This window comes from Achromobacter marplatensis, assembly GCF_049060505.1.
Classification (GTDB): Bacteria; Pseudomonadota; Gammaproteobacteria; order Burkholderiales; family Burkholderiaceae_B; genus Achromobacter; species Achromobacter marplatensis_A.
In genome coordinates this window covers 768280-793453 of sequence record NZ_JBMGRB010000001.1, presented here as the reverse complement: position 1 = coordinate 793453, position 25174 = coordinate 768280, and the positions used below count along the sequence as shown (strand labels likewise).

Sequence of the window (25174 nt, the reverse complement as noted above, 5' to 3'; positions counted from 1 at the left end):
GAACGAATCATTTTTTGATTGCTCATCGCTCCCAGACATATAGGATCCGTGTCCCAACAATGAAAAACCGCCGCGTTTCCCTATGGAAAGGCGGCGGTTCGGGCGGCGGCAGAACGCCTGCGGAATGCGGAGGCTACCCCCCGGAATTCGAATTTACTTATTCGGCTGAGGCGTAATGCGCAGGTACGGACGCACGGCCTTGTAGCCCTTCGGGAATTTCTGCTTGATCACGGCCTCGTCTTGCAAGGACGGCACGATGATCACATCGTCGCCGTCTTCCCAGTTGACCGGGGTGGCCACGCTGTGGCTGTCGGTCAACTGCAGCGAGTCAATAACGCGCAGAATCTCATTGAAGTTGCGGCCGGTGCTGGCCGGATACGTGATGATCAGGCGCACCTTTTTGTTGGGATCGACGATGAACACCGAACGCACCGTCAGCGTGGCGTTGGCGTTCGGGTGGATCATGTCGTACAGCTCGGAAACCTTGCGGTCCTTGTCGGCCAGGATCGGGAAGTTGACCTTGGTCGATTGCGTGTCGTTGATGTCCTCGATCCACTTGGAGTGGGAATCGGCGCCGTCCACCGACAATGCCAGCACCTTCACGTTGCGCTTGGCGAATTCGTCCGCCAGCTTGGCGGTGTAGCCGAGTTCGGTCGTGCACACGGGCGTGAAGTCGGCCGGATGCGAAAAGAGCACCCCCCAGCTGTTGCCCAGATACTCGTGGAAGCGGATAGGGCCAGCCGAGGATTCCTGTTCGAAATCAGGGGCGGTATCGCCCAGACGTAGATGACTCATGGTGTCTCCTGTATGCGGATTCAGTGGGGGACCGGCGGCGCGTGACCGCTGCCACCGGGAAGGTCGTTCCATGCGGAGATTACCGCGGGTAAAACGATTCTTCCATCAAACCTTTGGCTGGGGAAATACGCAAGCCATATAACCTTATGCAATATCTGCAGCGGCCCCGCACGCCTCCGCGACCACCCCGGCGCGCACCGCCGCGGACAGCGACAACGCGCGTGGCAGGATGTGCGCGGCGTAGAACAATCCGGTCGCGATTTTCGATTTGTGGAACGGGTCCGTGGACCCCGCAGCCAGATGCTTGCGGCACACCAGCACCGCGCGCGCCATCTGCCAGCCGCCATGCACCACGCCGGCCAGCATCAGATACGGAACGCTGCTGGAGTAGACCGCCCGGATGTTGGCGGCCGACTGCTCCAGGATGAAACCCACACCCGCCTCGTAGGCCTGGATGGCACCGTCCAGATTGTCGCGCAGCAGCCGCAGCGCATCGCGTTCCGCTGCGGCGGCGCGCGTGGACTCCGCTTCCACGGCGCGCAGCGTTTCGCGCATGGCCGCGATAGCGGCATAGGCGGTAGCGCCGCCGTCGCGCTGCGTCTTGCGGCTGACCAGATCGTTGGCCTGGATCGCGGTGGTGCCTTCATAGATCGGCAAGATGCGGGCGTCGCGGTAGAACTGCGCCGCCCCGGTTTCCTCGATGAAACCCATGCCGCCATGCACCTGGATGCCCAGTGACGCGACCTCTACCGCGGTTTCAGTCGAGAAGCCCTTGACGATGGGCACCATGTATTCGTAGAACGCGCGGTTGCGCGAACGCTGTTCAGGATCAGGATGGTGCGTGCCCTTGTCGTGCGCCGCCGCCGTCACGTAGGACACGGCGCGGGCGGCCTCTGTCAGCGATTTCATGGTGAGCAGCATGCGCTGCACATCGGGATGCCGCACAATCGCCACCGGCCCTGCCGACCCTTCCACCGCGCGTCCCTGCACGCGTTCGCGCGCATAGGCCAGCGCATGCTGGTAGGCGCGTTCGGACACGCCGATGCCCTGCTGCCCCACGGCATAGCGCGCGGCGTTCATCATGATGAACATGTATTCCAGGCCGCGGTTCAATTCGCCGACCAGATAGCCCACGGCGCCCTCGCCCACTTCGCCTTTGCCGGCGCCGTACAGCAGCACCGCCGTGGGGCTGCCGTGGATGCCCAATTTGTGCTCTAGCGAGGCGCACCAGACGTCATTACGCTTGCCCAGGCCGCCGTCGTCCTCGATCAGGAACTTGGGCACGATGAACAGCGAAATTCCTTTCACCCCCGCTGGCGCGTCCGGGGTGCGGGCCAGGACCAGATGAATGATGTTCTCGGCCAGGTCGTGTTCGCCATAGGTAATGAAAATCTTCTGGCCCGACAGGCGGAAGCTGCCGTCGTCCTGGCGGACGGCGCGCGTCGCAACTTGGGCCAGGTCCGAACCGGCCTGCGGCTCGGTCAGGTTCATGGTGCCGGTCCACTTGCCGCTGATCAGGTTGGGGACGTATTGCTTGCGCTGCGCCTCCGACCCCACGGTCAGCACCGCTTCGATCACGCCGTCGGTCAGCATCGGACATAAAGAGAACGCCAGGCTGGCCGCCTGGATGTTCTCTCCGGGCGCCGCCGCGACCAGTTTGGGCAGGCCCTGCCCGCCCCATGCCTGCGGATGCTGCAAGCCCTGCCAGCCCCCCGCCGCATAGTCTTTGAACCCCTGGGCGTAGCCCGGCGTGGTCGTCACCCGCCCATCCTTCCAGACCGGCGGTTGCGTGTCGCCCGGCACGTTCAAAGGGGCCACCGCCTGCTCGACGAAGCGTCCGTTCTCTTCGAGGATGGCGTCCACCAGGTCGGAGGTGACGTCGCCGAATTCGGGCAGTTTCAGGATATCGTCCAGTCCGGCCAGTTCTTTCAGGGCGAATCGGAAGTCCTGCAGCGGGGTTACGTAAGGCATGGTGTCTCCGTGTGCAACGGACCCCAAGGCGCGGAGCGCCTCGGGGTCGGATGCGTTTCTTGATACGCGCGTCTGGTTGCGCGCGTCGGGATGCGTCAAGCGCCGCGTCATCCGGCGGATAGCCGGACGGGCGCTAACTCAGATGGTACGCCAATGACACAATGATCGGCCCCAGCACCGGCAGCAGCACATTGGCGATGGCGTAGGTCACGGTGTAACCCAATAGCGGCACGGAGCTGCCGCTGGACCCCAGAATGGCGCTGATCGCGGGCGTGCTGACGTGCTGCCCGGCGATGGCGCCCACCAGCAACGGCCCCTCTATCTTCAGGATCTTGTGGCCCACCCACAGCGACAGGCAGGCGGGTCCCAACGACACCAGCAGCCCGATCAGGGGAAGCACGGCGCCGTGTTCGCGGATCAGCGATATCGCCTCGGGCCCCGCGGACAAGCCCACGCACGCCACGAACACCGCCAGGCCCAGGTCTTTCAGCAATTGCACCGCGTGTTCAGGCATATGGCCGATGGCGGGCCGCTTGGCGTTGATCCAGCCGCAGACCAGGCCGCTGACCAGCGCGCCGCCCCCGCTGCCCAAGGACACCGGAATGCCCCACAAGCGCGCGCTCAGGGCGCCGATCATCAGGCCGACCAGGATGCCGAACGCCAGAAACACCAGATCGGTCACGCCGCTGCGGCGCAATTCGTTGCCCAATGCGGCGCCGGCTTGTGACAGCTCTGGTTCGGTGCCCACCAAGGTCACCAGATCGCCGTACTGGACGACGGTGGCCGGCGTCAGGGGCAGCACATGGCCGGACCGCACGATGGATTGAACGAACACGCCGCGCGCGCGCCGGGCGCCGGGCCGTTTGCCCAATTCGGCCAAGGTGTGCCCGTTGATCGCTTTCTTGCTGACGATGATGGCCAGCTCGCTCAGTTGCAGGTCCTCCGCGTGCGCTTCGGGCAACTGGATTTCAGGGCCAACCACTGAACCGGCGCGCAACGCGAAGCGGCGCAGGCCCAGCACCACGACGATGTCGCCCGTGGCCAGGGTGTCTTCCGGCGTGGCGTCGACCGCCTCACCATTGCGCAGGATGCGGCTGATCACCGTGCGCCCACCCAATTGCGCCTCGACGTCGGCCACGTTCATGCCGTCGGCGTCCTTCACCACATGGGCACGCCCCACCAGCCGCGGCAACGTGGGCAGATTGACGTCTTCCTCATCGCCCGATGCCACGCCCAGCTTCTCTTCCAAAGCCTTGGACGCCTCGCGCAGATTGATGCGCAACAGCGCTGGCGCGACCTGGCTGGTGAAGAAGACGATGCTGATCAGTCCCACCAGATAGGTCAGCGTGTAGGCCGTGGCGATGTTGGCCTCCATGCGCTGCACCTCGGCGTCCGGCAGACCCAGGTGCTTAAGCGCCTCGGCTGCCGTGCCCACCACCGCTGATTCCGTGGCCGCTCCCGCCGCCAGGCCAGCCGCCGTGCCCGCGTCCAGGCCGAACAACGGCACGGCCGCCAGCACGATGGTCAACACCAGCAGAGCCTCGATGATCGGCAGCACGATATAGCGCAGGCTGGACCGGTTGAGGTTGGCGAAGAACTGCGGGCCACCGGAGTAGCCCATGGCAAAAATGAACAGGGCGAACGCAACCTCTTTCAGGTCGCCGCGCATCTGGCAACCTGTCTGGCCGATCAGCAGGGCGACGATGAGCGTTCCGCACACCCCGCCCAGCTGGATCGGCCCGACCTTGAGTTTGCCGATCAGGTATCCCAAGCCCACCGTGACGAACAAGACCGCGATGGGGACGCTGTTGAAAAACCCGACTGAGCATGTCATAAGGTCATGTCGCCCTGTGGTTTGCCTACTTCGTAGACTTCTTGGCCGACTTGGCGGCCGAGTCCGCTTGTTTCACTGCCTTCTTGACCGCCGTCTTGGCCCCCTTCTTCGCGGCCGTCTTGGCCACGCGCTTGGCCGCGCCAGCCTTCACCGTTTGGCCCTTGCCAGCCATCGGACCGGAGCGCACCAGCTCGGACGCCTTCCACGCTTCGACGTATTCGGTCGCGCACTCGACCATGTACTTGCCGATCTTGGCGTAATCGCCGTCGTCCAGGTTGGCCAGCGAAATGCGGATAGACCACGGCGGCCCGCCGAATCCGCCGCCGTCCATCAGCACGACGCCGGACTTCTCGGCCAGGCGGAACAGGAAGTCCACCGGCTCGTAGTTACTGGTCATGTACTTGCAGAAGGCGTCGCCATACATGATCTTGGCCCAGACCATGAAGTCCAGTTCCACGTAGTACCAACCGCGCATCGGATCTTCCGGCGGCAGCGGAATACCCAGCCCGCTCCAGAGCGAATCGCGCCGCCCCCGCACGATCTCCATGGTCAGATGCTTGTAGGCGTCTTTCAGGTCCAACAGGTGCGACAACGCAAAGAAGCCCATCTGCACTTGCTGCGGCAAGGACAAGCCCGCCGTGTGGTTCAGCGCCACATTGCGGCTGTCGGCCACCATGCGGTCGATGAACTTCAGCTTTTCGGGCTCCATCGTCATCGCCCCGTAGCGCTTGTTCAGGCGCTGCTTCCACGATGCCGGCAGTTCGGCGATGCGGCGGTCCATCGTATTCTTCTCATGCGTGGCGATCACGCCCAGGCGCCAGCCCGTGCAACCGAAGTTCTTCGAGAAGGAATACACGCAGATGGTGTTGTGCGGCACCTCGGCCATTAGCGACCGGAAATTCGGCACGAAGGTGCCGTAGACGTCATCGGTCACCAGCACCAGGTCCGGATTCTTGCGGATCAAACGCACGATCTGCTTCATCTCGACCGGGCTGAACGCGACGGAGGGCGGATTACTGGGGTTCACCGTAACCGCCAGCTTGATCTTCGGGTTCTCCAGCTTGGCGATTTCGGACGCCGGATAGTGCCAGTCATGCGTGCCGTCGGCGCGCAAGCTGCTGGCGTTGATGGCGACGATCTTGAACTGGAAGCGCTCCAGGTGCGCGATCTCGATATAAGGCGTGAAGGTCGGCAGGAACAACGCAATGGTATCGCCCTGCTTGAGCAGGCCGTTCTGCATCAGCGAGTCAAAGATGTAGCACATGGCGGCCGTGCCACCCTCGACCGGGAACAAATCGAACTTGCCCTTGGGCGGCCGGCCGTCGCACATTTCCTTGATCAGGTAGTCGTGCACGATCTGTTCGATGTGGACCAGCGCGCGCGGCGGCACGGGATAGTTGTCGCCGATGATGCTGTCGGTCAATTCGTGGATCCACTCATCGGGATCGAAACTCTTGATCTTCACACCGTACTCAAGCACGCCGACCAGGAAGTCGTAGCCTTCCTCGCCCTTGTGCTTGGACAGGAATTTGCGCAGGCGGTCGGCGCAGCCCTTCTTGGCCGGCATGCCCGCCAGAATGGCGTCGTCGCGCACGCGGCGCGCTTCCTTCATGGCGAATTGGCCCAACAGGAAGAAGGCGTCGCGCGGTTCAGTGGCAATCCAGTTGGGGTTGCCCCGGCCGGCGTTCAACATGGTCAGCGCGGCGGTCTGCTGGTTTTCCTTAGCCAGCGTGATCAGATAATCCTTCAATTCGAAGGGCGACAGCTGTTCCAGATCGCGCTGGCGCGATCGCGTCGTTTTCAGGGCCGAGGCCAGGCTGACGGTAAGGGGCGTGGTGGAAGCCATTATTCAGTACTCCTGATTTGCGTTTTGACAAGCGCTTGCCGGGGTGGCGCGGGCGGGCACGCCCGTTGCCCCGATGTGCTGCCCGCAAGCCATGCGGCTTGCGGGGCGTCCCACTAGGTCATGAGCAAGACAATGACAATCCCCCAGATGATGAGCAGGGTATTGCCAATCGCATAAGGCACCGTGTAGCCCAGGGCGGGCACCTGGCTTTTCGCCGTTTCGGTGATTTGGCCGATCGCGGCCGTCGTGGTGCGGGCGCCTGCGCAGACGCCCAGCACGATGGCAGGATGGAACTTGAATACGTAGCGGGCGATATACACGCCCAGGATCATCGGCACGCTGGTTGCGATGATGCCGGCCACGAACAGTTTGGCCCCAAGCTGCTGGAACCCCTGCACGAAGCCTGGCCCCGACGTGATGCCCACCACCGCGACGAAGGCGGTCAGCCCGACGGATGTCAGGAACCAGTGCACAGGCTCCGGCACGCGGCCGAACGTGGGATGCACCGATCGCAGATAGCCGAAGATCAGGCCGGAGATCAGCGCCCCGCCCGAAGTCGACAGCGTAATGGGAATCCCGCTGACCGTCAGCACCAGGGTGCCAAACAACCCGCCCAGCAAGATGCCGAAGCCCACGAACACCATGTCGGTCTGATTGGTGGCGCGGTCGACGTAACCCAGCTTGTCCACCACCCGTTCGACGTCGCGCTTGGCGCCCAGCACGAAAAGACGGTCGCCCCGATCCAGCTTCAGGCCCCAATTGACAGGCATCTCGTGGCCGCCACGCACGACTTTGCGCAAGAACACGCCACGGCCCAATTGGCGCACGGTCTCGTTTTCGGCCAGTTCCTTAAGCGTCTTGCCAGCCACGTTCTTATTCGTCAGCACCACTTCGACGATCTCGGCGGGCAGGCTGAGCAGATCGCGATCTTCGACTTCGGTGCCGATAATGCCGGACGCCTGCAACACCAGCGCATCGTGCCTGCCAGTCACGCACAACACGTCGCCCGCTTCCAGCACGGTGGTCGATTCGTTGTCCAGTATCTGGTCGCCGCGGCGGATGCGCTCGATGAAGACGCGGGCTTCGACGAACTTCGATTCCAGGTCGCCGACTGTCTTGCCGACATGCTCGGTATGGTCCAGGCGATAGGCGCGGGCCGTGAACTTGCGGTAGCCGGACAATTCCATGGAATCCGACGCCCCGGACATCTTGGCTTCGTATTCCTTGCACTCTTTGACGATGTCCACGCCCATCAGCTTCGGGCCCAGCGAGGCCAGCAGCCACGCGCTGCCCACCGTGCCGAAGATGTAGCAGACGGCATAGGCGACCGGGATGCTGTCGATCCATTGCTTCTTGGTCGCCGCATCCACGCTCAGGCCATTGATCGTGTCCGTGGCCACGCCCATCACCGCCGAAATCGTCTGCGCGCCCGACAGAAGGCCTGCGCCGGTGCCGGCATCAAAGCCGAAGCCCACTGCGGTCGCCCAAGTAACCAGCAGGCAGATTACGCAAATGACGACGGCGAATATGACCTGAGGAAGGCCATCGCTTTTCATGCCGCGGAAGAATTGTGGTCCGACGCCGTAGCCTAGACCGAAGAGAAAGAGCAGGAAGAACACCTGCTTGAGAATTGGGGCAATGGTGATGTCGAGTTGGCCGACCAGCACGCCCACCAGCAAAGTACCCGTTACCGCGCCTAAATTAAAACCGAAGATTTTCTTGGCGCCGATCCAATAACCCAACCCCAGGGTCAGGAAGACCGCTAATTCTGGGTACTTCCGCAATGTGTCAAAGAACCATTCCATCCCGAATCTCCTTCGTTCTGTACAGGGTCGAGCACGTGCGCAAACAATCCTGCTGCGCGCGGAACACATTATCAGAATCTTTCAGAAAATCAAAAGAAATACTAGGATGCTGACAAAGGGATGCAGACTATCCGGGATAAAAAAAACCGCAGGCGGATGCCTGCGGCTTTTGATACTGCATGACCGGCTGGTTTACAGCGCGCTGGTCAATTCAGGCACGACCTGGAACAAATCGCCCACCAGGCCATAATCCGCCACGCCAAAAATAGGCGCTTCGGCGTCTTTATTGATAGCGACGATAACCTTGGAATCCTTCATGCCGGCCAAGTGCTGGATGGCGCCCGAGATACCAACCGCCACGTAAAGCTGCGGCGCAACAATCTTGCCCGTCTGGCCAACCTGCCAGTCGTTCGGGGCATAACCGGCATCGACGGCGGCACGCGACGCACCCAATGCCGCGCCCAGCTTGTCGGCCAGCGGATCCAGGATCTTGAAGTTCTCGGCGCTGCCCAACCCACGGCCGCCCGACACCACCACGCGAGCGCCAGCCAGTTCGGGGCGATCGCTCTTGGCGACTTCGCGGCCCACGAACGTCGACAGGCCCGAATCGGCCACGGCGTCGATGGCTTCCACGGCGGCCGAGCCACCTTGCGCCGCCACGGCATCAAAGCCCGTCGTGCGCACGGTGATGACCTTCACGGCGTCGGCCGATTGCACGGTGGCAATGGCGTTGCCCGCGTAGATCGGGCGCTGGAACGTATCGGCGGATTCCACGCCGATGATGTCCGATATCTGCGCCACGTCGAGCTTGGCGGCGACGCGCGGCGCCACGTTCTTGCCCGAGGCGGTAGCGGGGAACAGGATATGGCTGTAGTTGGAAGCCACGGCCAGGACCTGCGCCGCGACGTTTTCCGCCAGACCGTCGGCCAGTTGCGGCGCGTCGGCCAGCAAGACCTTGGCCACGCCTGCGGCGGCGGCGGCTTGGTCGGCCACGGCGCGCGCATTGGCGCCAGCGACCAGCACGTGCACGTCGCCTCCGATCTTGGCGGCGGCGGCGACGGCGTTCAGGGTTGCGCCCTTCAACTGGGCGTTATCGTGTTCGGCAATAACCAGCGTCGTCATGTTCAGACCACCTTCGCTTCGTTCTTGAGTTTGTCCACCAGGGCTGCAACGTCCGCCACCTTGATGCCAGCCTTGCGGGCGGGCGGTTCGCTGACTTTCAGCGTCTTCAGGCGCGGCGCGGCATCAACGCCCAATTCTTCGGGCGTGACGGTGTCCAACTGCTTTTTCTTGGCCTTCATGATGTTCGGCAGCGTGACGTAGCGCGGCTCGTTCAGGCGCAAGTCGGTGGTGACGATGGCCGGCAGCTTCAGCGTCAGCGTTTCCAGGCCGCCGTCCACTTCGCGCGTGACCGTAACCTTGCCGTCGGCCAGTTCGACCTTGCTGGCGAACGTGGCTTGCGGCCAGTCCAGCAGCGCAGCCAACATCTGGCCGGTCTGGTTGGCGTCGTCGTCGATGGCTTGCTTGCCCAGGATCACCAGTTGCGGCTGTTCCTTGTCGACCAGCGCCTTCAGCAGCTTGGCGACGGCCAGGGGCTGCAGCTCGGCGTCGGTCTGGACCAGCACGCCGCGGTCGGCGCCAATGGCCATGGCGGTGCGCAGCGTCTCCTGGCATTGCGCAACGCCGCAAGAAACCGCCACGACTTCAGCGACGGCACCCTTTTCCTTCAGGCGGGTCGCTTCTTCGACGGCGATTTCGTCAAAGGGGTTCATGGACATCTTCACATTGGCGATATCCACGCCAGTCTGATCCGACTTGACTCGCACCTTGACGTTGTAGTCAACGACGCGCTTGACAGGTACCAACACCTTCATCCCGCTGCCTCCAAATGGAAATAATGACCCGGCGATGCGCCGGGATCGCATTGCACAATTTTTTCCTGATTCTACAGCTTCGCCAGCGCTCGTATATGCGCAACCACGCTGCGGCCCAAGGCCGACAAGTTGTAACCGCCCTCAAGCGTGCTGACGATCCGTCCCTGGCAGTGGCGTTCCGCCACGTCCACAAGCCGCTCGGTCATCCAGGCGTAGTCCGCCTCGACCAGTCCCATCTGGCCCATATCGTCTTCCCGGTGCGCGTCGAACCCGGCCGACACCAGGATCAGTTCCGGACGATGCGCCTCCAGCCGGGGCAACCACGTGTCCGTCACGATCGCCTTGACCGCGGCGCCCGTCGTGTACGCGGCCACCGGCACGTTCAACATGTTGGCGGCCGGGTGTTCCGTGCCGCTGTTCGGAAAGAAAGGGTGCTGGAAAAAGCTGCACATCAGCACGCGTTCATCGCCCGCGAACACGTCTTCGGTGCCATTGCCGTGATGCACGTCGAAGTCCACGATGGCTACGCGGGACAACCCGTGGAAATCCAGCGCATGGCGCGCCGCGATCGCCACGTTGTTCAGAAAGCAGAATCCCATCGCTTGCGAACGGCAGGCATGGTGCCCCGGCGGACGCACGGCGCAGAAGGCCGTGCGGGCCTCGCCGCCCATCACCGCATCCACCGCCGCCACGCCCGCGCCAGCCGCATACAGCGCGGCCTCGTAGGTGTGGGGATTCATCAGCGTGTCGGGATCTATCGGGTAATACCCTTGGTCCGGCGTGTGTTCGCGCAAACTGTCCAGGTACTGGACAGTGTGGACCCGCAACAGGTCATGGCGCGAGGCTTGAGGCGCTTGCCTGTCATCCAGATAAGACATCAATCCGCTTGCCAGCAACTGGTCGGAAATGGCGTCCAGCCTCTGCGGGCTTTCGGGATGCCAACTGCCCATTTCATGCAAGCGGCATGCCGGGTGGGTAAGATACATGGTCTCCATAAGGAAGATTATGTTCATCTGTCGGCGATTACTGCAACTCGGAGTACTTTCCGCCCTGCTTGCGGGCTGCTCCACCACCGCTCCCACCGCTCCAAACACACTTGCCGCCCAACCTGCGGCCGCTACCGGCAATACCCCGATCCGCATCGGACCCAGTACGCCGACACCGGGTTCCGAACTTCCCGACGATGCGCCCGCCACGCTGACCGCCACTGGCGCGCTGCGTCCGGAAGTGCGCAGTTTTGTGGAAGCACTGGCCGCGGAACGCCAACTGCCGCTGAATCCGATGGTCAAAGCACTGGAAGGGTCGCGCTACAACGCCACCGTGTCGCGCCTGATCGCGCCCGCGCCTCCCGGCAAGAAGATCTGGCGCAGTTGGCTGACGTATCGGTCGCGCTTTGTCGAACCCAAGCGCATTGGTTGGGGCGTGGACTTCTACAACGAGAACCGCGATCTGCTTAATCAGGCCGCGCAGCGCTTCGGGGTGCCGGCGCCCATCATCGCGTCGATTATCGGCGTCGAAACGCTGTATGGCCGCAACATGGGCAATTTCCGGGTTCTGGATGCACTGGCGACGCTGGCCTTCGATTATCCCGACCCCAACAAGCCCGAACGCGCCACGATGTTCCGAGGCCAGTTGGCGGATTTCCTGACGCTGGTCATGAAAGACAAGCTTGACCTGGAAACGCGCGGCTCGTATGCGGGCGCCATCGGCATGCCGCAATTCATGCCCACCAGCGTCATGCATTACGCGGTGGACGGCGACGACAACGGCCACATCGACCTGACCAACAACACCCAGGACGCCATCATGTCCGTGGGCAGCTTCCTGGCGCAGCACGGCTGGCAACGCGGCCTGCCCGTATTCGCGCCGGTGGTGCTGCCGGCCGATCCGACGGCGCTTGTTGATGGCGGCCTGGAACCCAAGCAAAGCTGGAGCACGCTAAGCGCCGCCGGGGCGCGCCTGCAGCCCGGCGCGTCCGCCACCGGCTGGGGCAGCCAGCCCCTGGGCGTGGTCGATCTGGTGGAAGAAGCCCGGGGCACCGCCCAGTACCGCGTCGGCACGCCCAATTTCTTCGCCCTGACCAAGTACAACCGCAGCTACTTCTACGCCACGTCCGTCGCGGATCTTGCCAACGAGATCGAAGCCCGCGTGAACCGCTGATCTTCTTGTCATAACCAAGCGGCGCCCGGACGTGACTGACGTCCGGGCGCCGCTTGTTTATGAACACCACCGAACGCCTCAAGCCCCGCTGATGTTGGCCAACGGCCTCACACGGTGGCCACCGGCGTGACGGGCGAGCCCACCGCGCCCGGCAGATTCAGAGGCGGCGCTGTCAGCAAAAAGCGGCTGCGGCCATTGGCGTTCAACCAGCGCGCAAGCGGGCCTAAATACCACATCTCGCCAATCGGCATGCCCAGCTTGAAGATGCAATGATGATGCAGCGGCAACGCGGCACAGCAGAGGTTGGGCTTTTGCGTGGGGTAGATCTCCAGCGCATGATTGTCGGATGCCATCGCCGCCACTTTCGAATCCGAAATCCATTGCAGCAGCTTCTCATCGCTGCCATCCAGGCCCGCGCAGATCTCGTGCAGCGTATGCGCATCCGGCTGGCGGTTCTTCTCAAGCAAGGCGTCGCCGAACTCGGTGTGGAACAGGACGATATCGCCCCGCTCGATCTCGATCCGGTCGCTTTCCAGAATACGCATCAGATCGTCATAGCCGACGGATTTCTGCGCCCGGCCGTAATGCTTGGCCAAGTCGACCATCACCCCGCGGCTTTGCAAGCAGGATTCAGCCAACTGCGTGATGTCCAGCTTCTTGGCGTTTGACGCCACGCCCTGCCCCAGATCGGTCTTGGCAAAACCGTTGTCTACGTCGTAGTCCACCGGGCCGACCACGTGATCGTTGGGCCGGTAGCCGTTGTAGTAGACGCGTTCAGGCAGGCCATCGCCATTCGCATCGAACAACGCGCCTACGTGCGCCAGGGAATCCCACTGCGTCGAATACTGCAGGCTCATTTCAACGATATCGTCGCTCAGCACGTCTACACAGCCCGGACGCAGGCGCCCCAGCGGGAAATTCATGTACTGGTCACCGTCTCGTTCCGTTGGACGCAGCTTGGGCGGAAGACGCCTGACATTCACGCCATTGCCGCCGGGATAGTCCAGCGGCAGCGACAGGCAGAAACTCAGGCCCATGCGAACTTCGCCTATGCCCATCATCACGTTCTCGGGAGTGATGTAATTCAGGCAACCTCGCTGATCGTCAGGCCCGAAGTCTCCCCAGTTCGATCCTTCGGGACGGTTCTTCCATCTCATGCGTCGCAACTCCTTGGCGTTGAAAGCGGATTGACATAAATTTATCACGTATAGGATACTAACATCATGGATGTGAAAACAGCTGCCCGAGTTCTGGATGTACTGAACCTCTTTGCCGAGGAGCAGAAGCCATTGCTGTACAGCGAAATCGCCACCCAGATGCAGATCCCGCTGTCCAGCTGCCATGGCTTGCTCAAGACCATGGTGGCCCGCGGCTATCTCTATGAAATCGGCAAGAAGCACGGTTATTACCCGACCCAAAAGCTGATCCACGTCGCCACGCTGATTTGCCGCAGCGACCCCTTGAATGCGGTCATCGAACCCGTGCTGGAACGCGTCCGCGACCTGACTGGGGAAACCGCCCTGCTGGCCAAGCTGGCGGACGACAAGGTCGTCTACCTGATCGTGGCTGAATCCAAGCAGACGATCCGCTTCTCCCACCAGCCCGGCGGATTCAAAGCGGTCCACGCCACCAGTTCGGGCAAGGCGCTGTTGTCCGTACTGCCGCCGGAAGAACGCCAAAAATGGTTCAACGCCTATAGCGGATTCACCGCGTTCACGGACAGCACTATCACCGCCCGCGATGCCTTTGATCGCGACCTGCAAGCAGGGGTCGAGCGGGGCTGGCAGCGTTCGGTCGGCGAGAACGTCGAAGACGTGATGTCCGTATCGCTCGGGTTCCGGGCCTATGAACAACCCTTTGCCATTGTGGTGGCCGGCCCCCTGGGCCGCATGCTCAAAAACGAAGCCACCACTGGAAAACAACTGGAAGAGGTCAAGGCGCTGCTACATGCGGCCCTGCCCTCCGCCAACCTCACCTTTGTTGGAGAAGACAGTAGATGAACAAACGCAGCTTTCTTGCCGCCGCTTGCACGATGATTACCGCCGCCGGGCTCCCACTGGCCGGCGCGCAAGCGCAAGGCGCCTATCCGGACAAACCGATACGCGTCATCATGCCGTGGGCGGCGGGCGGTCCGACCGATGTGGTGGGCCGTGTGGTCGCCGTGCAGATGGGGGAAATCCTGGGCCAGCCGCTAGTCATTGAAACCCGCGCGGGCGCCAGTGGCACGATCGGCGCGGCACAGGTCGCCCGGGCCCCGGCCGACGGCTACACGCTGTTGATGAATCCGTCCGTTCAGGGCATCTACCCCGCCCAGTTCAAGAACCTGAGTTTTGACCCGATCAAGGACTTCAGGATGGTAGGCGTGTTGGGCACGGTGCCGATGGTGGCCGTCGTCCCGCCTACCTCCAAGTTCAAGACCTTTGCCGACCTGATCCAGCAAGCCCGCGCGCAGCCGGGCACACTGACCTTCGCCTCCCCTGGGGTCGCCACGCTGCCGCACCTGGCCGGAGAACTGATCAATACGTCCACCAAGGTCTCCATCTCGCACGTTGGATACCGCGGCAGCAGCCCGGCCCTGACCGATGTCGCAGGCGGCCATGTCGATCTGATGTACGCCCCGCTGGCGCCTGCGCTTCCGCTGATCCAGAGCGGCAAGGTCGTCCCGCTCGCCGTCACCACCAAAACGCGGCTGGCCGATCTTCCCAACGTGCCCACCATCGCCGAAACCGTGCTGCCTGACTTCGATATCGTTACGTGGTACGGCATGTGGGTGCCCAAGGATACGCCCGAGCCCATCATCGCCAAACTCAACAAGGCCATGGTCGAGGCATCGAAATCATCGAAGGTCGTCGAAGCCTTGAAAGCGCAGGGTACGCTGCCCAGCACGATGGGCTACCAGGAAGCCGAAGCCTTCAATCTTGCGGAAAGCGTACGCTGGATCAAGGTCATGAAAGACGCCAATATTCAGCCTGAATAACGCCGGGCCACCACGCGCCGCTTGCGGCCGCATGGCAGTCCCGCAATAGAAACAGCCCGGCCCAGGAATAGCCTTTCCTGGGCCGGGCTGTTTGCTTCGGCAGCCCGTCAGACGCCGAAAAAACCAGATATCAGTTAAACACGCCAGTGGACAAGTAGCGGTCGCCGCGGTCGCACACGATGAAAACGATGGTGGCGTCGTTGACGCGCTCGGCCACGCGCAAGGCGGCAACCAGGGCGCCGGCGGACGAAATGCCGCCAAAGATGCCCTCTTCCGCCGCCAGGCGGCGCGCCATGACTTCGGCTTCCGACTGCTCGATGGACTCGTAAGCGTCCACGCGGCTGCGGTCAAAGATCTTCGGCAGATAGGCTTCGGGCCACTTCCGGATGCCGGGAATCTGCGAGCCTTCGGCTGGCTGCGCACCCACCACCTGCACGGCCGGGTTGCGCGACTTGAGATACGTCGACACGCCCATGATGGTGCCCGTCGTGCCCATCGCGCTGACGAAGTGCGTGATGCGGCCATCGGTCTGGTCCCAGAGTTCGGGACCCGTGGTTTCGACGTGCGCGCGGGGGTTGTCGGGGTTGGCGAACTGGTCCAGCACCACGCCTCTGCCATCCGCCTGCATCTCGGTGGCGAGGTCGCGGGCGTATTCCATGCCGCCCTTGTCGGCGGGCGTCAGGATCAATTCGGCGCCATAGGCGGCCATGGCCGCCCGGCGCTCCACCGACAGGTTGTCCGGCATGATCAGGATCATGCGGTAGCCCTTCATCGCGGCGGCCATGGCCAGCGCGATGCCGGTATTGCCGCTGGTGGCTTCAATCAGGGTATCGCCCGGTTTGATGTCGCCGCGCGCTTCCGCATGCTTGATCATCGCCAAGGCCGGACGGTCCTTCACGGAACCAGCGGGATTATTGCCTTCCAGCTTGGCCAGGATGACGTTGCCACGCGCGTCGCCCGCAGCACCGGGAATGCGCTGCAAACGCACCAGCGGCGTATTGCCGACGGTCTGCTCGATAGTGGGGTAGGTAGTAGTCATGCGGACGATAATAACTCCGCCCGGCGGCGGACGCGGCCAAAAGCCGCGCTCCCGCCAGGGGTTCCTCCGCCAGGGGTTCCCCGCCAGACTACGGCCGTTCAGGGCCGGGGCGCCGCCTTCGCCTTCAAGGCGGCCGCGCCGGATGCGGGCTTGGCTGCCGGTTTAGCGCCGGAAGCGGCGGCCGTCGCGGCAGCCGATGCAGCGCCTGCTCTATTGGCTGGCACCGCCAACGGCTTGGCTCCCGGCTTGGCGGATGGCGCTGCCGCCCCGTCCGGGCCGCCGGGTCCAATCTGCAAGCCGGCCGACTCCAGCGCCTGCGCCTTTTTCAGCCCGATGCCCCGCACGCGCTCCGCCAAGTCTTCAAACGAATCGAACTTGCCGCCGCGGTCCCGTTCGCCCACGATGATCTCGGCGGTGCGAGGGCCGATGCCCCGAATGCCTTCAAGTTGTTGCGCACTGGCTTGGTTGACATCCAGCGCGTGGGCGGGCGCGGCGGCCACGCCAAGCCCAATCGTCACCAGCAGCGCGCCCAACGTCCGGCGCAGCCCGCGCGGGACGCGACGAGGAAACGCGGACCGCAATGGCCGGCAAGGCAGGCGCCGTGCCGGGCAGGCGCCATTCGCCGCGGGCGTGGACGGATACAGTGGATTCATATGGGTCTCCTGATGGGACGGACGCAACGACTGTCGCGCCACCCTTGAATCATGGCGACCCCGCCCCGGGCCTGGGGGCTCGGTGAACGGAAAGATCCACCCCGGCAAATACGGAGAACAAAAAAAACCACCGGGACGGTGGTTTTTCAATGGGGGATGGGATACGGCGCACCCGCGCGCCGCGCAATGCCCGTTCTTAGCCGCGCGCGCGCCAATAGCGCACGTATTCCGCCACGCCGGTCTGCACGTCGCGCATCGGCGCGGAGAAACCGGCCGCGCGCAGCTGCGTCACATCCGCCTGCGTGTAGCTCTGGTAGCGGCCTTTGAGGTCATCGGGGAACGGGATATAGCGGATAAGATCCAGTTCCACCAACTGAGCCAGCGTCAGCTCCGCTTCGCCGCGCTCGGCGCGCAGGGTATTCACCACCGCCGCCGCCACGTCGTTGAACGGCTGGGCTCGCCCTGTACCGCAATTGAAAATGCCCGACTGTTCCGGGTGATCCAGGAAGTGCAGGTTGACTGCCACCACGTCTTCAACCGAGATGAAGTCGCGGCTTTGCCCGCCGTCCACATAGCCGTCCCAGCCCGCGAACAGGCGCACATGGCCATGCTCCAGGAACTGGTTCATGTTGTGGAACGCCACCGAGGCCATACGCCCCTTGTGCTGCTCGTGCGGCCCATAGACGTTGAAATAGCGCAGCCCCACGACCTGGGCCGTCAGGCTGTCCATGCGCTTGCGCAACACCTGGTCGAACAGCAGCTTGGAATACCCGTAGACATTCAAGGGGCCTTCGTTATCGGGATGCTCGACGTAGATGGAAGAGCCGCCGTACACGGCCGCCGACGAGGCATACAGGAACGGAATGCGCCGCGCCTGGCAGAACTCAAACAACTCCAGCGTGACGCGGTAGTTGTTGTCCATCATGTAGCGGCCGTTGCGCTCGGTCGTGTCCGAGCACGCGCCCTGATGCAGCACGGCGCGCACCTCGGGCAGGCTGCCGTCGGCCACCCGGCGGCGGAAATCGTCCTTGTCCAGGTAATCGGCGATCTGGCAATCGACCAGGTTGACGAACTTGTCGCCTTCGGTCAGATCATCCACCGCGATGATGTCCTGGATGCCGCGGCGGTTCAGCCCGCGCACCAGGTTGCTGCCAATGAAGCCTGCGGCTCCGGTTACGACGATCATGAGGGTTCTCCTGCCAATTCGGCTGCGGTGACGACGGACGTGCCAAGCTTGCCCACGGCGATGCCGCCGGCCTTGTTGGCCCAGCCCATCGCCTCGGCCCACGGCAAGCCGATGGCGCGCGAAACCGCCAACGTCGCCAGCACGGTGTCGCCCGCGCCGGACACGTCGAACACTTCGTGCGCTTGCGCATCGATATGGTCTCGTCCCGTGTCGGTAAACAACGTCATACCCTGCTCGGAACGCGTCACAAGCAAGGCTTCCAGGTCCAGGTCGGCACGCAAGCGTTGCGCCCGATCGGTCAGTTCGGCTTCGGAATTCCAGCGGCCCACGGCCTGCTGCATTTCCGCGCGGTTCGGCGTGACCAGCGTTGCGCCACGATAGCGTGCATAGTCGTCGCCTTTGGGATCCACCAGCACCGGTATGCCGGCATGGCGCGCCATGCCCAATAGCGACTCTACGCGGGTCAGCACGCCTTTGGCATAGTCCGACAGCACCACGATGTCGTGGTTGGCCAGATGGCGGGCCAACGCGGCGTCCACGCGGTCCAGCGCGGCCTGCTCCGGGTGCTGTTCGAAATCCACGCGCAGCAGTTGCTGCTGGCGGCCCAGCACCCGCATTTTCAGCGTGGTGTGCAGCGACGGGTCAGCGATCAAGTCGGCATGAATGCCGGCCTCGGCCGACAGGCGGCGGATGCTGTCGCCCGCCTCGTCTTCGCCCAGCACGCCGACCAGCGTCACCTGGCCGCCCAGCGCCGCGACGTTGCGGGCCACGTTGGCGGCACCGCCCAAGCGGTCTTCGCGGCGCGCGACGCGCACTACCGGCACCGGCGCTTCCGGTGAAATACGTTCGACTTCACCGAACCAATAACGGTCCAGCATCACGTCGCCAACCACAAGAACGCGGCTACGCGAAATAGCTTCGGCGGGGAAAGGCTTCATTCAAGTTCTTCCAAACGGCGCGGCGCATAGGTTTCCCAGGCATTGCAGCCGGGACATTGCCAGTAAAAGCGACGCGCTTGAAAACCGCAACTGCGGCACGCATAGCGGTCCAGCCGTTGCGTATGCTTGTGGATAAGGCTGCGCAGCAGCGTCAGGTCGGCGCCGGGCACCGGCCCCTGTTCGGTGACGCCGGTTTCCGGGCTGGCCAATTCGGCTTCCAGCAGGCGATCCAGGCCCAACAGGGACGGATGGCTGCGCAACGCGCCACGCGCGAACGTCCAGGCGACGGCCGAGCCCTGCTGGACGCGCAGTTCGCGGAACACCACATTGAACAGGTCCAGCGACGCGTGGCGCTGATATTGCTTTTGCAGGAATTCCAGCCCAGCTTCGACCTGACCGGCCGCGCGATAATTCGCCAGCAACTGTTCGGCCACCAAGCCAGCGTACTCCGGCGCGTCGGTCATGACCGACTCCAGATACAGCCGTTCGCGCTTGGGATCCTGTTCCATCAGGGCCAGGCGGGCGCGCAGCATGGCCGTGCGCACCATCGCGCCCTTGCTCAGCGACGCGTCGGTCATCGAAAGGGCGTGATCGGCGGCGTCAAGCGCCTTGTGCGCGGCATCCACGTCGGCAGGCTTGGCGGTCAGGGCCGTTTGCGCCTGCTCGCAGTAGTAATGCACGATCTGCGGCACCGGCTCGTCAACCAGGCCTTGCAGCGTCTTGACGGCTTCGATAGCACGCGGCCAATCGTGTTCGGATTCAAAGATGCGAATCAGCGAACGCAGCGCCGGCAGCGCATAGCGGGTGTCTTTCAGCTGTTCGAATCCGCTTTCGGCGCGGTCCAGCATGCCCGCCTTGAGGAAGTCCTGCGCCAGCTCGTGCTGCGCGTGTTCGCGCTCGGCGGCCGGCAGGTCGGACCGGCTCAGCAGACTTTGATGCACGCGGATGGCGCGCTCCATTTCGCCGCGGCGGCGAAAAAGGCTGCCCAGCGCGAAGTGGAGCTCGGTCGTTTCGGGGTCCAGTTTGGCGACTTCGACGAACGCGTCGATCGCGCGGTCCGGCTGTTCGTTCAGCAGGAAGTTCAGCCCCCGAAAATACGAGTCGGGCAGGCTGCGGGTTTCCCGAAGCATCTGCCGGATATCGAAGCGCGCGGCCAGCCAGCCTAGCGCAAACAGTACCGGCACGAAAATCAACCACCAAGGTTCAAAATCCACTATTCGGGCTCTTGCGGTAATTCAGTGCGAAAAGGGGAACGTGCGACGGACGGCGCGCCGTCACAGCGGCGACATCGGCGCCACGGCTTCCGGCGGCACGACAGGGGTGGTGCCATTGACGGCGGCCTGGACGCGGTCCAGTTCGCGGCGCAAGCGCATGGCTTCGCGGCGGCGGCGCATGGCGGCGGGCACGGTCAGCAACAGGCCGAACAACGCACCGGCAACGAATACAACCAGCATCACGACGATCAACGGCACATCTTGCACGACGTAGTCGGCGTAGAACTTCACGGCGACCGGATCGGTGTTCTTCAAGGCGAACATCAATACCGCAATAAACACGAGCAATCGCAGGGCCCAGACGAGATAGCGCATGACGCATGCTCCAGAGAATTCAAGACTGTCAATTGTAAGCGACGCCGCAAAGCAGCAAGAAAAAAAATCCCGCGCGGCGCCCGACCGGCGCATTGCGGTCGGAAAAAACAAAGCCCCTTGATTTCTCAAGGGGCCTGTTCTCGGTCCGATCTGCCCGTAGGCAGCCTTTACGCCGAGCCGTCAATGCATGGCGTGCAAGCTTGCCATGGACGGCATCGGTTCACTCGATCCAGAGGATTGAGCGTCCTCGTCATTGCCGCCGACCAGGTCTACCCGCTCGCGCAGCTCCTTGCCCGCCTTGAAGTGCGGCACCTGTTTACCAGGCACCAGCACTTGTTCGCCGGATTTCGGATTGCGACCGATTCGGGGAGACCGCTGCGACAACGAGAAGCTGCCAAAACCGCGGATCTCGATGCGCTGACCCGAGGCCAGGGCCTGGGTCATTGCATCCAGCACGGTCTTGACCGCGTAATCGGTGTCGCGGGCGGCCAGCTGAGGATAGCGGGCCGCCAAGGCGGCGATCAGCTCCGACTTGGTCACGAATTAACCGTCGTTGCGCTGTTGGTCCAGCTTGGCCTTCAGCAGCGCGCCGAGGTTGGTGGTGCCGGAAGAAGCGCTGGCGTCGGACATGCGCTGGATCGTGTCGGCGGTCTCGGCGTTGTCGCGGGCCTTGATCGACAGTTGGATCGAACGCGTCTTGCGGTCGATGTTGACGATCATGGCTTCGATGTTTTCGCCGGCGTTCAGAACGGTGGTGGCATCTTCAACGCGGCCCGAGGAGATCTCGGAAGCGCGCAGGTAGCCTTCAACGTCCACGGACAGCGTCACAACAGCGCCCTTGGCTTCGACGGACTTGATGGTGCCCGGAACAACGGCGCCCTTGTCAAACGTGGCGACGAAGTTGTTGAAGGGGTCGCCTTCCAGCTGCTTGATGCCCAGCGAGATGCGTTCCTTGTCGGTATCGATGCCCAGAACCACGGCTTCGATCTCGTCGCCCTTCTTGAAGTTGCGCACGGCTTCTTCGCCCGTTTCCGTCCAGGACAGGTCGGACAGGTGAACCAGGCCATCGATGCCGCCAGGCAGACCGACGAACACGCCGAAGTCGGTGATCGACTTGATGGCGCCGCGGACCTTGTCGCCGCGCTTGAAGTTCGTGGCGAACTCTTCCCACGGGTTCTGACGGCACTGCTTCATGCCCAGCGAGATACGACGACGGTCTTCGTCGATTTCCAGGACCATGACTTCGACTTCTTCGCCCAGGGTAACAACCTTGCGCGGGTCGACGTTCTTGTTGGTCCAGTCCATTTCGGAGACGTGAACCAGGCCTTCGATGCCGGCTTCGACTTCGACGAACGCGCCGTAGTCGGTCAGGTTCGTGACCTTACCGAACAGGCGGGTGCCTTGCGGGTAGCGGCGAGCCAGGCCCACCCACGGATCTTCGCCCAGCTGCTTGACGCCCAGCGAGACGCGGCTCTTTTCCTGGTCGAACTTGAGGACCTTGGCTTCGACTTCTTGACCCACTTGCAGGACTTCGGACGGGTGACGCACACGACGCCATGCCATGTCGGTGATGTGCAGCAGGCCGTCGATGCCGCCCAGGTCAACGAACGCGCCGTAGTCGGTGATGTTCTTGACCACGCCCTTGACCACAGCACCTTCGTGCAGGGTTTCGAGCAGCTTTTGACGCTCTTCGCCCATGCTGGCTTCCAGCACTTGGCGACGCGACAGCACAACGTTGTTGCGCTTGCGGTCGAGCTTGATGACCTTGAATTCGAGGGTCTTGCCTTCGTACGGGGTGGTGTCCTTGACCGGACGCAGATCCACCAGCGAACCCGGCAGGAACGCGCGGATGCCGTTGGTCATGACGGTCAGGCCGCCCTTCACCTTGCCGGTGATGGTGCCGGTAACCAGCTCGCCGTTTTCCAGGGCCTTTTCCAGTTGCAGCCAGGCCGACAGGCGCTTGGCGCGGTCACGCGACAGGATGGTGTCGCCGTAGCCGTTTTCCAGGGAATCGATGGCCACCGAGACGAAATCGCCGGGTTGCACTTCGAGCTCGCCCTGGTCGTTCAGGAACTCTTCCAGGGGGATCAGCGCTTCGGACTTCAGGCCGGCGTTGACGACGACGAAATTATGGTCGACGCGCACGACTTCGGCGCTGATGACCTCGCCGGACTTCATGTCCTGGCTCTTGAGGCTTTGTGCGAAAAGGTCGGCGAAACTTTCGCCGCCGGTGGCGGTAGTGGAAACGGAAGACATGGGGTTGAAATCCATTGGGCCAAAATGGCCGTTAAGAACACACCGCAGCGGATTGCCCGCCACAGTGGAGTCAAAATACCTGCCTGCCGGTTTGCCCTGCGGGGTGTCCCGTGGGGGTTGCGCCTGGCTAGGACAGGGCCTAATCAAAAAATCAAAGTGGATTGGCTTGGCTCATCGCAGGCCTGGCACATCGCATCAGATTGGGGCTTGCGGCCCTTATCCGTGCTTGGCTTGTGCTTGCTGCCAAAAATCCAGTATTGCCTGCACCGTCTCTGCAATCGTCAAATCAGACGAATCCAGCACGTGTGCGTCTGCTGCAGGAGCCAACGGCGCAGTCGCCCGTTCGGTATCGCGGGCGTCCCGTTCGCGCATGTCTCGCAGAAGGTCATCTAGATTAGCAGAAATTCCCTTTTCGATCAACTGCTTACGGCGCCTCTCCGCCCGGGCGACCACGTCGGCGACCAGGAAGACCTTCAGGGACGCATCCGGGAACACGACAGTGCCCATGTCGCGGCCGTCCGCCACCAGGCCAGGCGGCACGCGGAACGCGCGCTGGCGCTCGAGCAACGCCCGGCGCACACCCGGGAAGGCCGCCACGCGGGAGGCGAAATTACCCACTTCCTCGCGGCGGATGTCATGGCCGACGTCGGCGCCTTCCAGATACACATGGGGGCCGTCGAAGCGCACATCCAGGGTTTCGGCCACGCGGGCCACGCCCGGTTCGTCGTCGGCGGCCACGCCTTGCTTGATGGCGGCCAGGGCGGTCAGCCGGTACAGCGCGCCGCTATCCAGGACGTCCCAGCCCAACGCCTTGGCGACGCGATGCGCCACGGTGCCCTTACCCGAAGCGGTGGGGCCGTCGATCGTGATGACGTCGGCCAGAGGGGAAGCAGTCGTAGAAGTCAAAGTCATGTGCTTTTTCGCGCTAGGCCGATACCAGGCCCGCGTAAACATCAAAGTAACCCGGGAACGTCTTGCTGACGCAACCTGGATCCAGGATTCGGACCGCGGCCGGGCCAAAGGCCGCCAACGAAAAGCACATGGCCATGCGGTGGTCGTCCCAGGTACCGATGTGCGCGTCGCGCCACGCGTCCTGCGCCGGCGGGATGACACGCAACCAATCCGGCCCCGATTCCACTTGGGCACCCAGTTTTTCCAGCTCGGTCTGCATGGCGTGGATCCGGTCGGTTTCTTTTACGCGCCAACTGCCGATGTTACGCAGGCGGCAGGGCCCGTCGGCATACAGGGCCAGTGCCGCCGCCGTCATGGCCGCGTCGGGAATCAGATTGAAATCGGTGTCGAATGCCTTCAGGCGCGCGCCATCGGCCACCCGAACCCCGGTCACCTCAATCCAATCCGGCCCGTAGGCCACCTTGGCGCCCATGTGCGCCAGCGTGTCGGCGAAAGCGACATCGCCCTGGATGCTGTCCGCGCCCACGCCGGTCACGCGCAAGGGGCCGCCGCCGATCGCGCCTAACGCTAGAAAATAAGATGCCGTGGAGGCATCGCCTTCCACCGCGATCCGGTCCGGACTGCGATAACCCGCGCCACCGTCGATCACGAAGCGGCTCCAGCCATCGCGCCGCACCTGTACCCCAAATCGCGCCATCAGGTTCAGCGTGATTTCAATATAGGGCTTGGAGATCAGCTCGCCCACCACTTCGATCGTGACGGGCTTGCCGCTGCGGCCGGCCTGCAGGGGCGCGGCCAGCAGCAAGGCTGTCAGGAATTGGCTGGACACGGAACCCTGCACGCGGGTCACGGCATCGGCGGCGATTTCGCCGCGGCCGATATGCAACGGCGGATAGCCGGCCTGACCCAGATAATCCACGCGCGCACCCAGCGCGTTCAAGGCGTCCGCCAGGTCGCCGATGGGCCGCTCGTGCATGCGCGGCACGCCGGACAAGCGGTAGTCGCCGCCCATAAGGGCCAGCGCGGCCGTCAAGGGGCGAATCGCGGTGCCCGCGTTGCCCATGAAGAGATCCGCGCTTTCCACCGGAAACCGGCGCACGCCTTCAACGGTGACGCAGCCCGCTTCAAGGTCCGACACCAGCACGCCCAACTGGCGCAGCGCGGCCAGCATGACGCGCGTATCGTCGGAATCCAGCAAGCCGGTGATGACCGTCGTGCCCTCGGCGATCGCCGACAGCAGCAGCACACGGTTGGAAATACTCTTGGAACCCGGCAAGGCGATGACGCCCTGCGCTTGCCGCACGCGCGGCAGGTCCAGATAAGGCAAAGCGCCCATGTC

22 protein-coding genes are annotated in these 25174 nt (G+C 63.4%); 3 read left to right on the top strand and 19 right to left on the bottom strand.

Features of this window, described 5'->3' with window-relative positions; translation table 11 throughout:
- Positions 1-153: 153 nt before the first annotated feature.
- The 8 genes from ACI0FO_RS03505 to ACI0FO_RS03470 all read right to left on the bottom strand — a co-directional run bounded on the left by ACI0FO_RS03505 (position 154) and on the right by ACI0FO_RS03470 (position 11120).
- Entirely contained in the window at positions 154-795 is a 642-nt protein-coding gene (locus ACI0FO_RS03505) for a peroxiredoxin (RefSeq protein WP_105554951.1), read from the bottom strand.
- Between the two features lie 144 nt (positions 796-939).
- Positions 940-2766: an acyl-CoA dehydrogenase gene (locus ACI0FO_RS03500; RefSeq protein ID WP_416024145.1), complete on the bottom strand. Its 1827-nt coding sequence runs from the start codon at positions 2764-2766 to the stop codon at positions 940-942.
- A 133-nt stretch (positions 2767-2899) separates the two neighbouring features.
- Positions 2900-4600: an aspartate-alanine antiporter gene (gene aspT, locus ACI0FO_RS03495; RefSeq protein ID WP_416024144.1), complete on the bottom strand. Its 1701-nt coding sequence runs from the start codon at positions 4598-4600 to the stop codon at positions 2900-2902.
- Between the two features lie 25 nt (positions 4601-4625).
- Positions 4626-6446: a bifunctional aspartate transaminase/aspartate 4-decarboxylase gene (locus ACI0FO_RS03490; RefSeq protein ID WP_416024143.1), complete on the bottom strand. Its 1821-nt coding sequence runs from the start codon at positions 6444-6446 to the stop codon at positions 4626-4628.
- 113 nt (positions 6447-6559) lie between these two features.
- Positions 6560-8251, bottom strand: a complete 1692-nt coding sequence (aspT, locus tag ACI0FO_RS03485; protein ID WP_416024142.1) for an aspartate-alanine antiporter — start codon at positions 8249-8251, stop codon at positions 6560-6562.
- Positions 8252-8443: 192 nt separating this feature from the next.
- Positions 8444-9373, bottom strand: a complete 930-nt coding sequence (locus tag ACI0FO_RS03480) for an electron transfer flavoprotein subunit alpha/FixB family protein (protein ID WP_416024141.1) — start codon at positions 9371-9373, stop codon at positions 8444-8446.
- Between the two features lie 2 nt (positions 9374-9375).
- Positions 9376-10125 (bottom strand): electron transfer flavoprotein subunit beta/FixA family protein, encoded by a 750-nt coding sequence (locus ACI0FO_RS03475; protein ID WP_013392406.1) that lies wholly within the window; start codon positions 10123-10125, stop codon positions 9376-9378.
- Between the two features lie 71 nt (positions 10126-10196).
- Positions 10197-11120 (bottom strand): histone deacetylase family protein, encoded by a 924-nt coding sequence (locus ACI0FO_RS03470; RefSeq protein ID WP_416024139.1) that lies wholly within the window; start codon positions 11118-11120, stop codon positions 10197-10199.
- Between the two features lie 10 nt (positions 11121-11130).
- Here ACI0FO_RS03470 and mltB point away from each other — a divergent pair, with 10 nt between their 5' ends.
- The gene (gene mltB, locus ACI0FO_RS03465; protein ID WP_416024138.1) at positions 11131-12285 is read left to right on the top strand and encodes a lytic murein transglycosylase B; all 1155 of its coding nucleotides are present in this window, start codon (positions 11131-11133) and stop codon (positions 12283-12285) included.
- Between the two features lie 107 nt (positions 12286-12392).
- Here mltB and ACI0FO_RS03460 read toward each other — a convergent pair whose 3' ends face one another.
- Entirely contained in the window at positions 12393-13442 is a 1050-nt protein-coding gene (locus ACI0FO_RS03460) for a cyclase family protein (RefSeq protein ID WP_416024137.1), read from the bottom strand.
- Positions 13443-13508: 66 nt separating this feature from the next.
- On the opposite strand from ACI0FO_RS03460, the gene ACI0FO_RS03455 reads away from it, so the two are divergent.
- A complete protein-coding gene (locus ACI0FO_RS03455) occupies positions 13509-14285 on the top strand; it encodes an IclR family transcriptional regulator (protein ID WP_416024135.1) in 777 nt (258 codons plus the stop codon).
- On the top strand, positions 14282-15262 hold the full coding sequence (locus tag ACI0FO_RS03450) for a Bug family tripartite tricarboxylate transporter substrate binding protein (protein WP_416024134.1): 981 nt from the start codon (positions 14282-14284) through the stop codon (positions 15260-15262). Before ACI0FO_RS03455 ends, ACI0FO_RS03450 begins: the two co-directional genes overlap by 4 nt.
- 130 nt (positions 15263-15392) lie before the next feature.
- On the opposite strand, the gene cysM is transcribed toward ACI0FO_RS03450, so the two are convergent.
- From cysM to aroA, 10 genes are all read right to left on the bottom strand, one after another.
- Positions 15393-16301 (bottom strand): cysteine synthase CysM, encoded by a 909-nt coding sequence (gene cysM / locus ACI0FO_RS03445; RefSeq protein WP_416024132.1) that lies wholly within the window; start codon positions 16299-16301, stop codon positions 15393-15395.
- Between the two features lie 98 nt (positions 16302-16399).
- Positions 16400-16954 (bottom strand): ComEA family DNA-binding protein, encoded by a 555-nt coding sequence (locus ACI0FO_RS03440; protein WP_416024130.1) that lies wholly within the window; start codon positions 16952-16954, stop codon positions 16400-16402.
- Positions 16955-17150: 196 nt separating this feature from the next.
- On the bottom strand, positions 17151-18140 hold the full coding sequence (gene rfaD, locus ACI0FO_RS03435) for an ADP-glyceromanno-heptose 6-epimerase (RefSeq protein WP_416024128.1): 990 nt from the start codon (positions 18138-18140) through the stop codon (positions 17151-17153).
- A complete protein-coding gene (gene rfaE1, locus ACI0FO_RS03430; protein ID WP_416024126.1) occupies positions 18137-19078 on the bottom strand; it encodes a D-glycero-beta-D-manno-heptose-7-phosphate kinase in 942 nt (313 codons plus the stop codon). The genes rfaD and rfaE1 overlap by 4 nt, the downstream gene beginning before the upstream one ends.
- Positions 19075-20292 carry a lipopolysaccharide assembly protein LapB gene (lapB, locus tag ACI0FO_RS03425; protein WP_416024125.1) on the bottom strand — a complete coding sequence of 406 codons (1218 nt, stop codon included), beginning with the start codon at positions 20290-20292 and terminating at the stop codon, positions 19075-19077. The genes rfaE1 and lapB overlap by 4 nt, the downstream gene beginning before the upstream one ends.
- Before the next feature lie 60 nt (positions 20293-20352).
- Positions 20353-20667 (bottom strand): LapA family protein, encoded by a 315-nt coding sequence (locus ACI0FO_RS03420; RefSeq protein WP_006225143.1) that lies wholly within the window; start codon positions 20665-20667, stop codon positions 20353-20355.
- A 180-nt stretch (positions 20668-20847) separates the two neighbouring features.
- The gene (locus tag ACI0FO_RS03415; RefSeq protein WP_049072346.1) at positions 20848-21207 is read right to left on the bottom strand and encodes an integration host factor subunit beta; all 360 of its coding nucleotides are present in this window, start codon (positions 21205-21207) and stop codon (positions 20848-20850) included.
- Between the two features lie 3 nt (positions 21208-21210).
- On the bottom strand, positions 21211-22923 hold the full coding sequence (gene rpsA, locus ACI0FO_RS03410; protein WP_006225145.1) for a 30S ribosomal protein S1: 1713 nt from the start codon (positions 22921-22923) through the stop codon (positions 21211-21213).
- A gap of 216 nt (positions 22924-23139) precedes the next feature.
- Positions 23140-23835, bottom strand: a complete 696-nt coding sequence (gene cmk, locus ACI0FO_RS03405; RefSeq protein ID WP_416024122.1) for a (d)CMP kinase — start codon at positions 23833-23835, stop codon at positions 23140-23142.
- Between the two features lie 13 nt (positions 23836-23848).
- Positions 23849-25171, bottom strand: coding sequence for a 3-phosphoshikimate 1-carboxyvinyltransferase (gene aroA, locus ACI0FO_RS03400; protein WP_416024120.1), 1323 nt, complete (start codon positions 25169-25171; stop codon positions 23849-23851).
- Between the last annotated feature and the right edge of the window lie 3 nt (positions 25172-25174).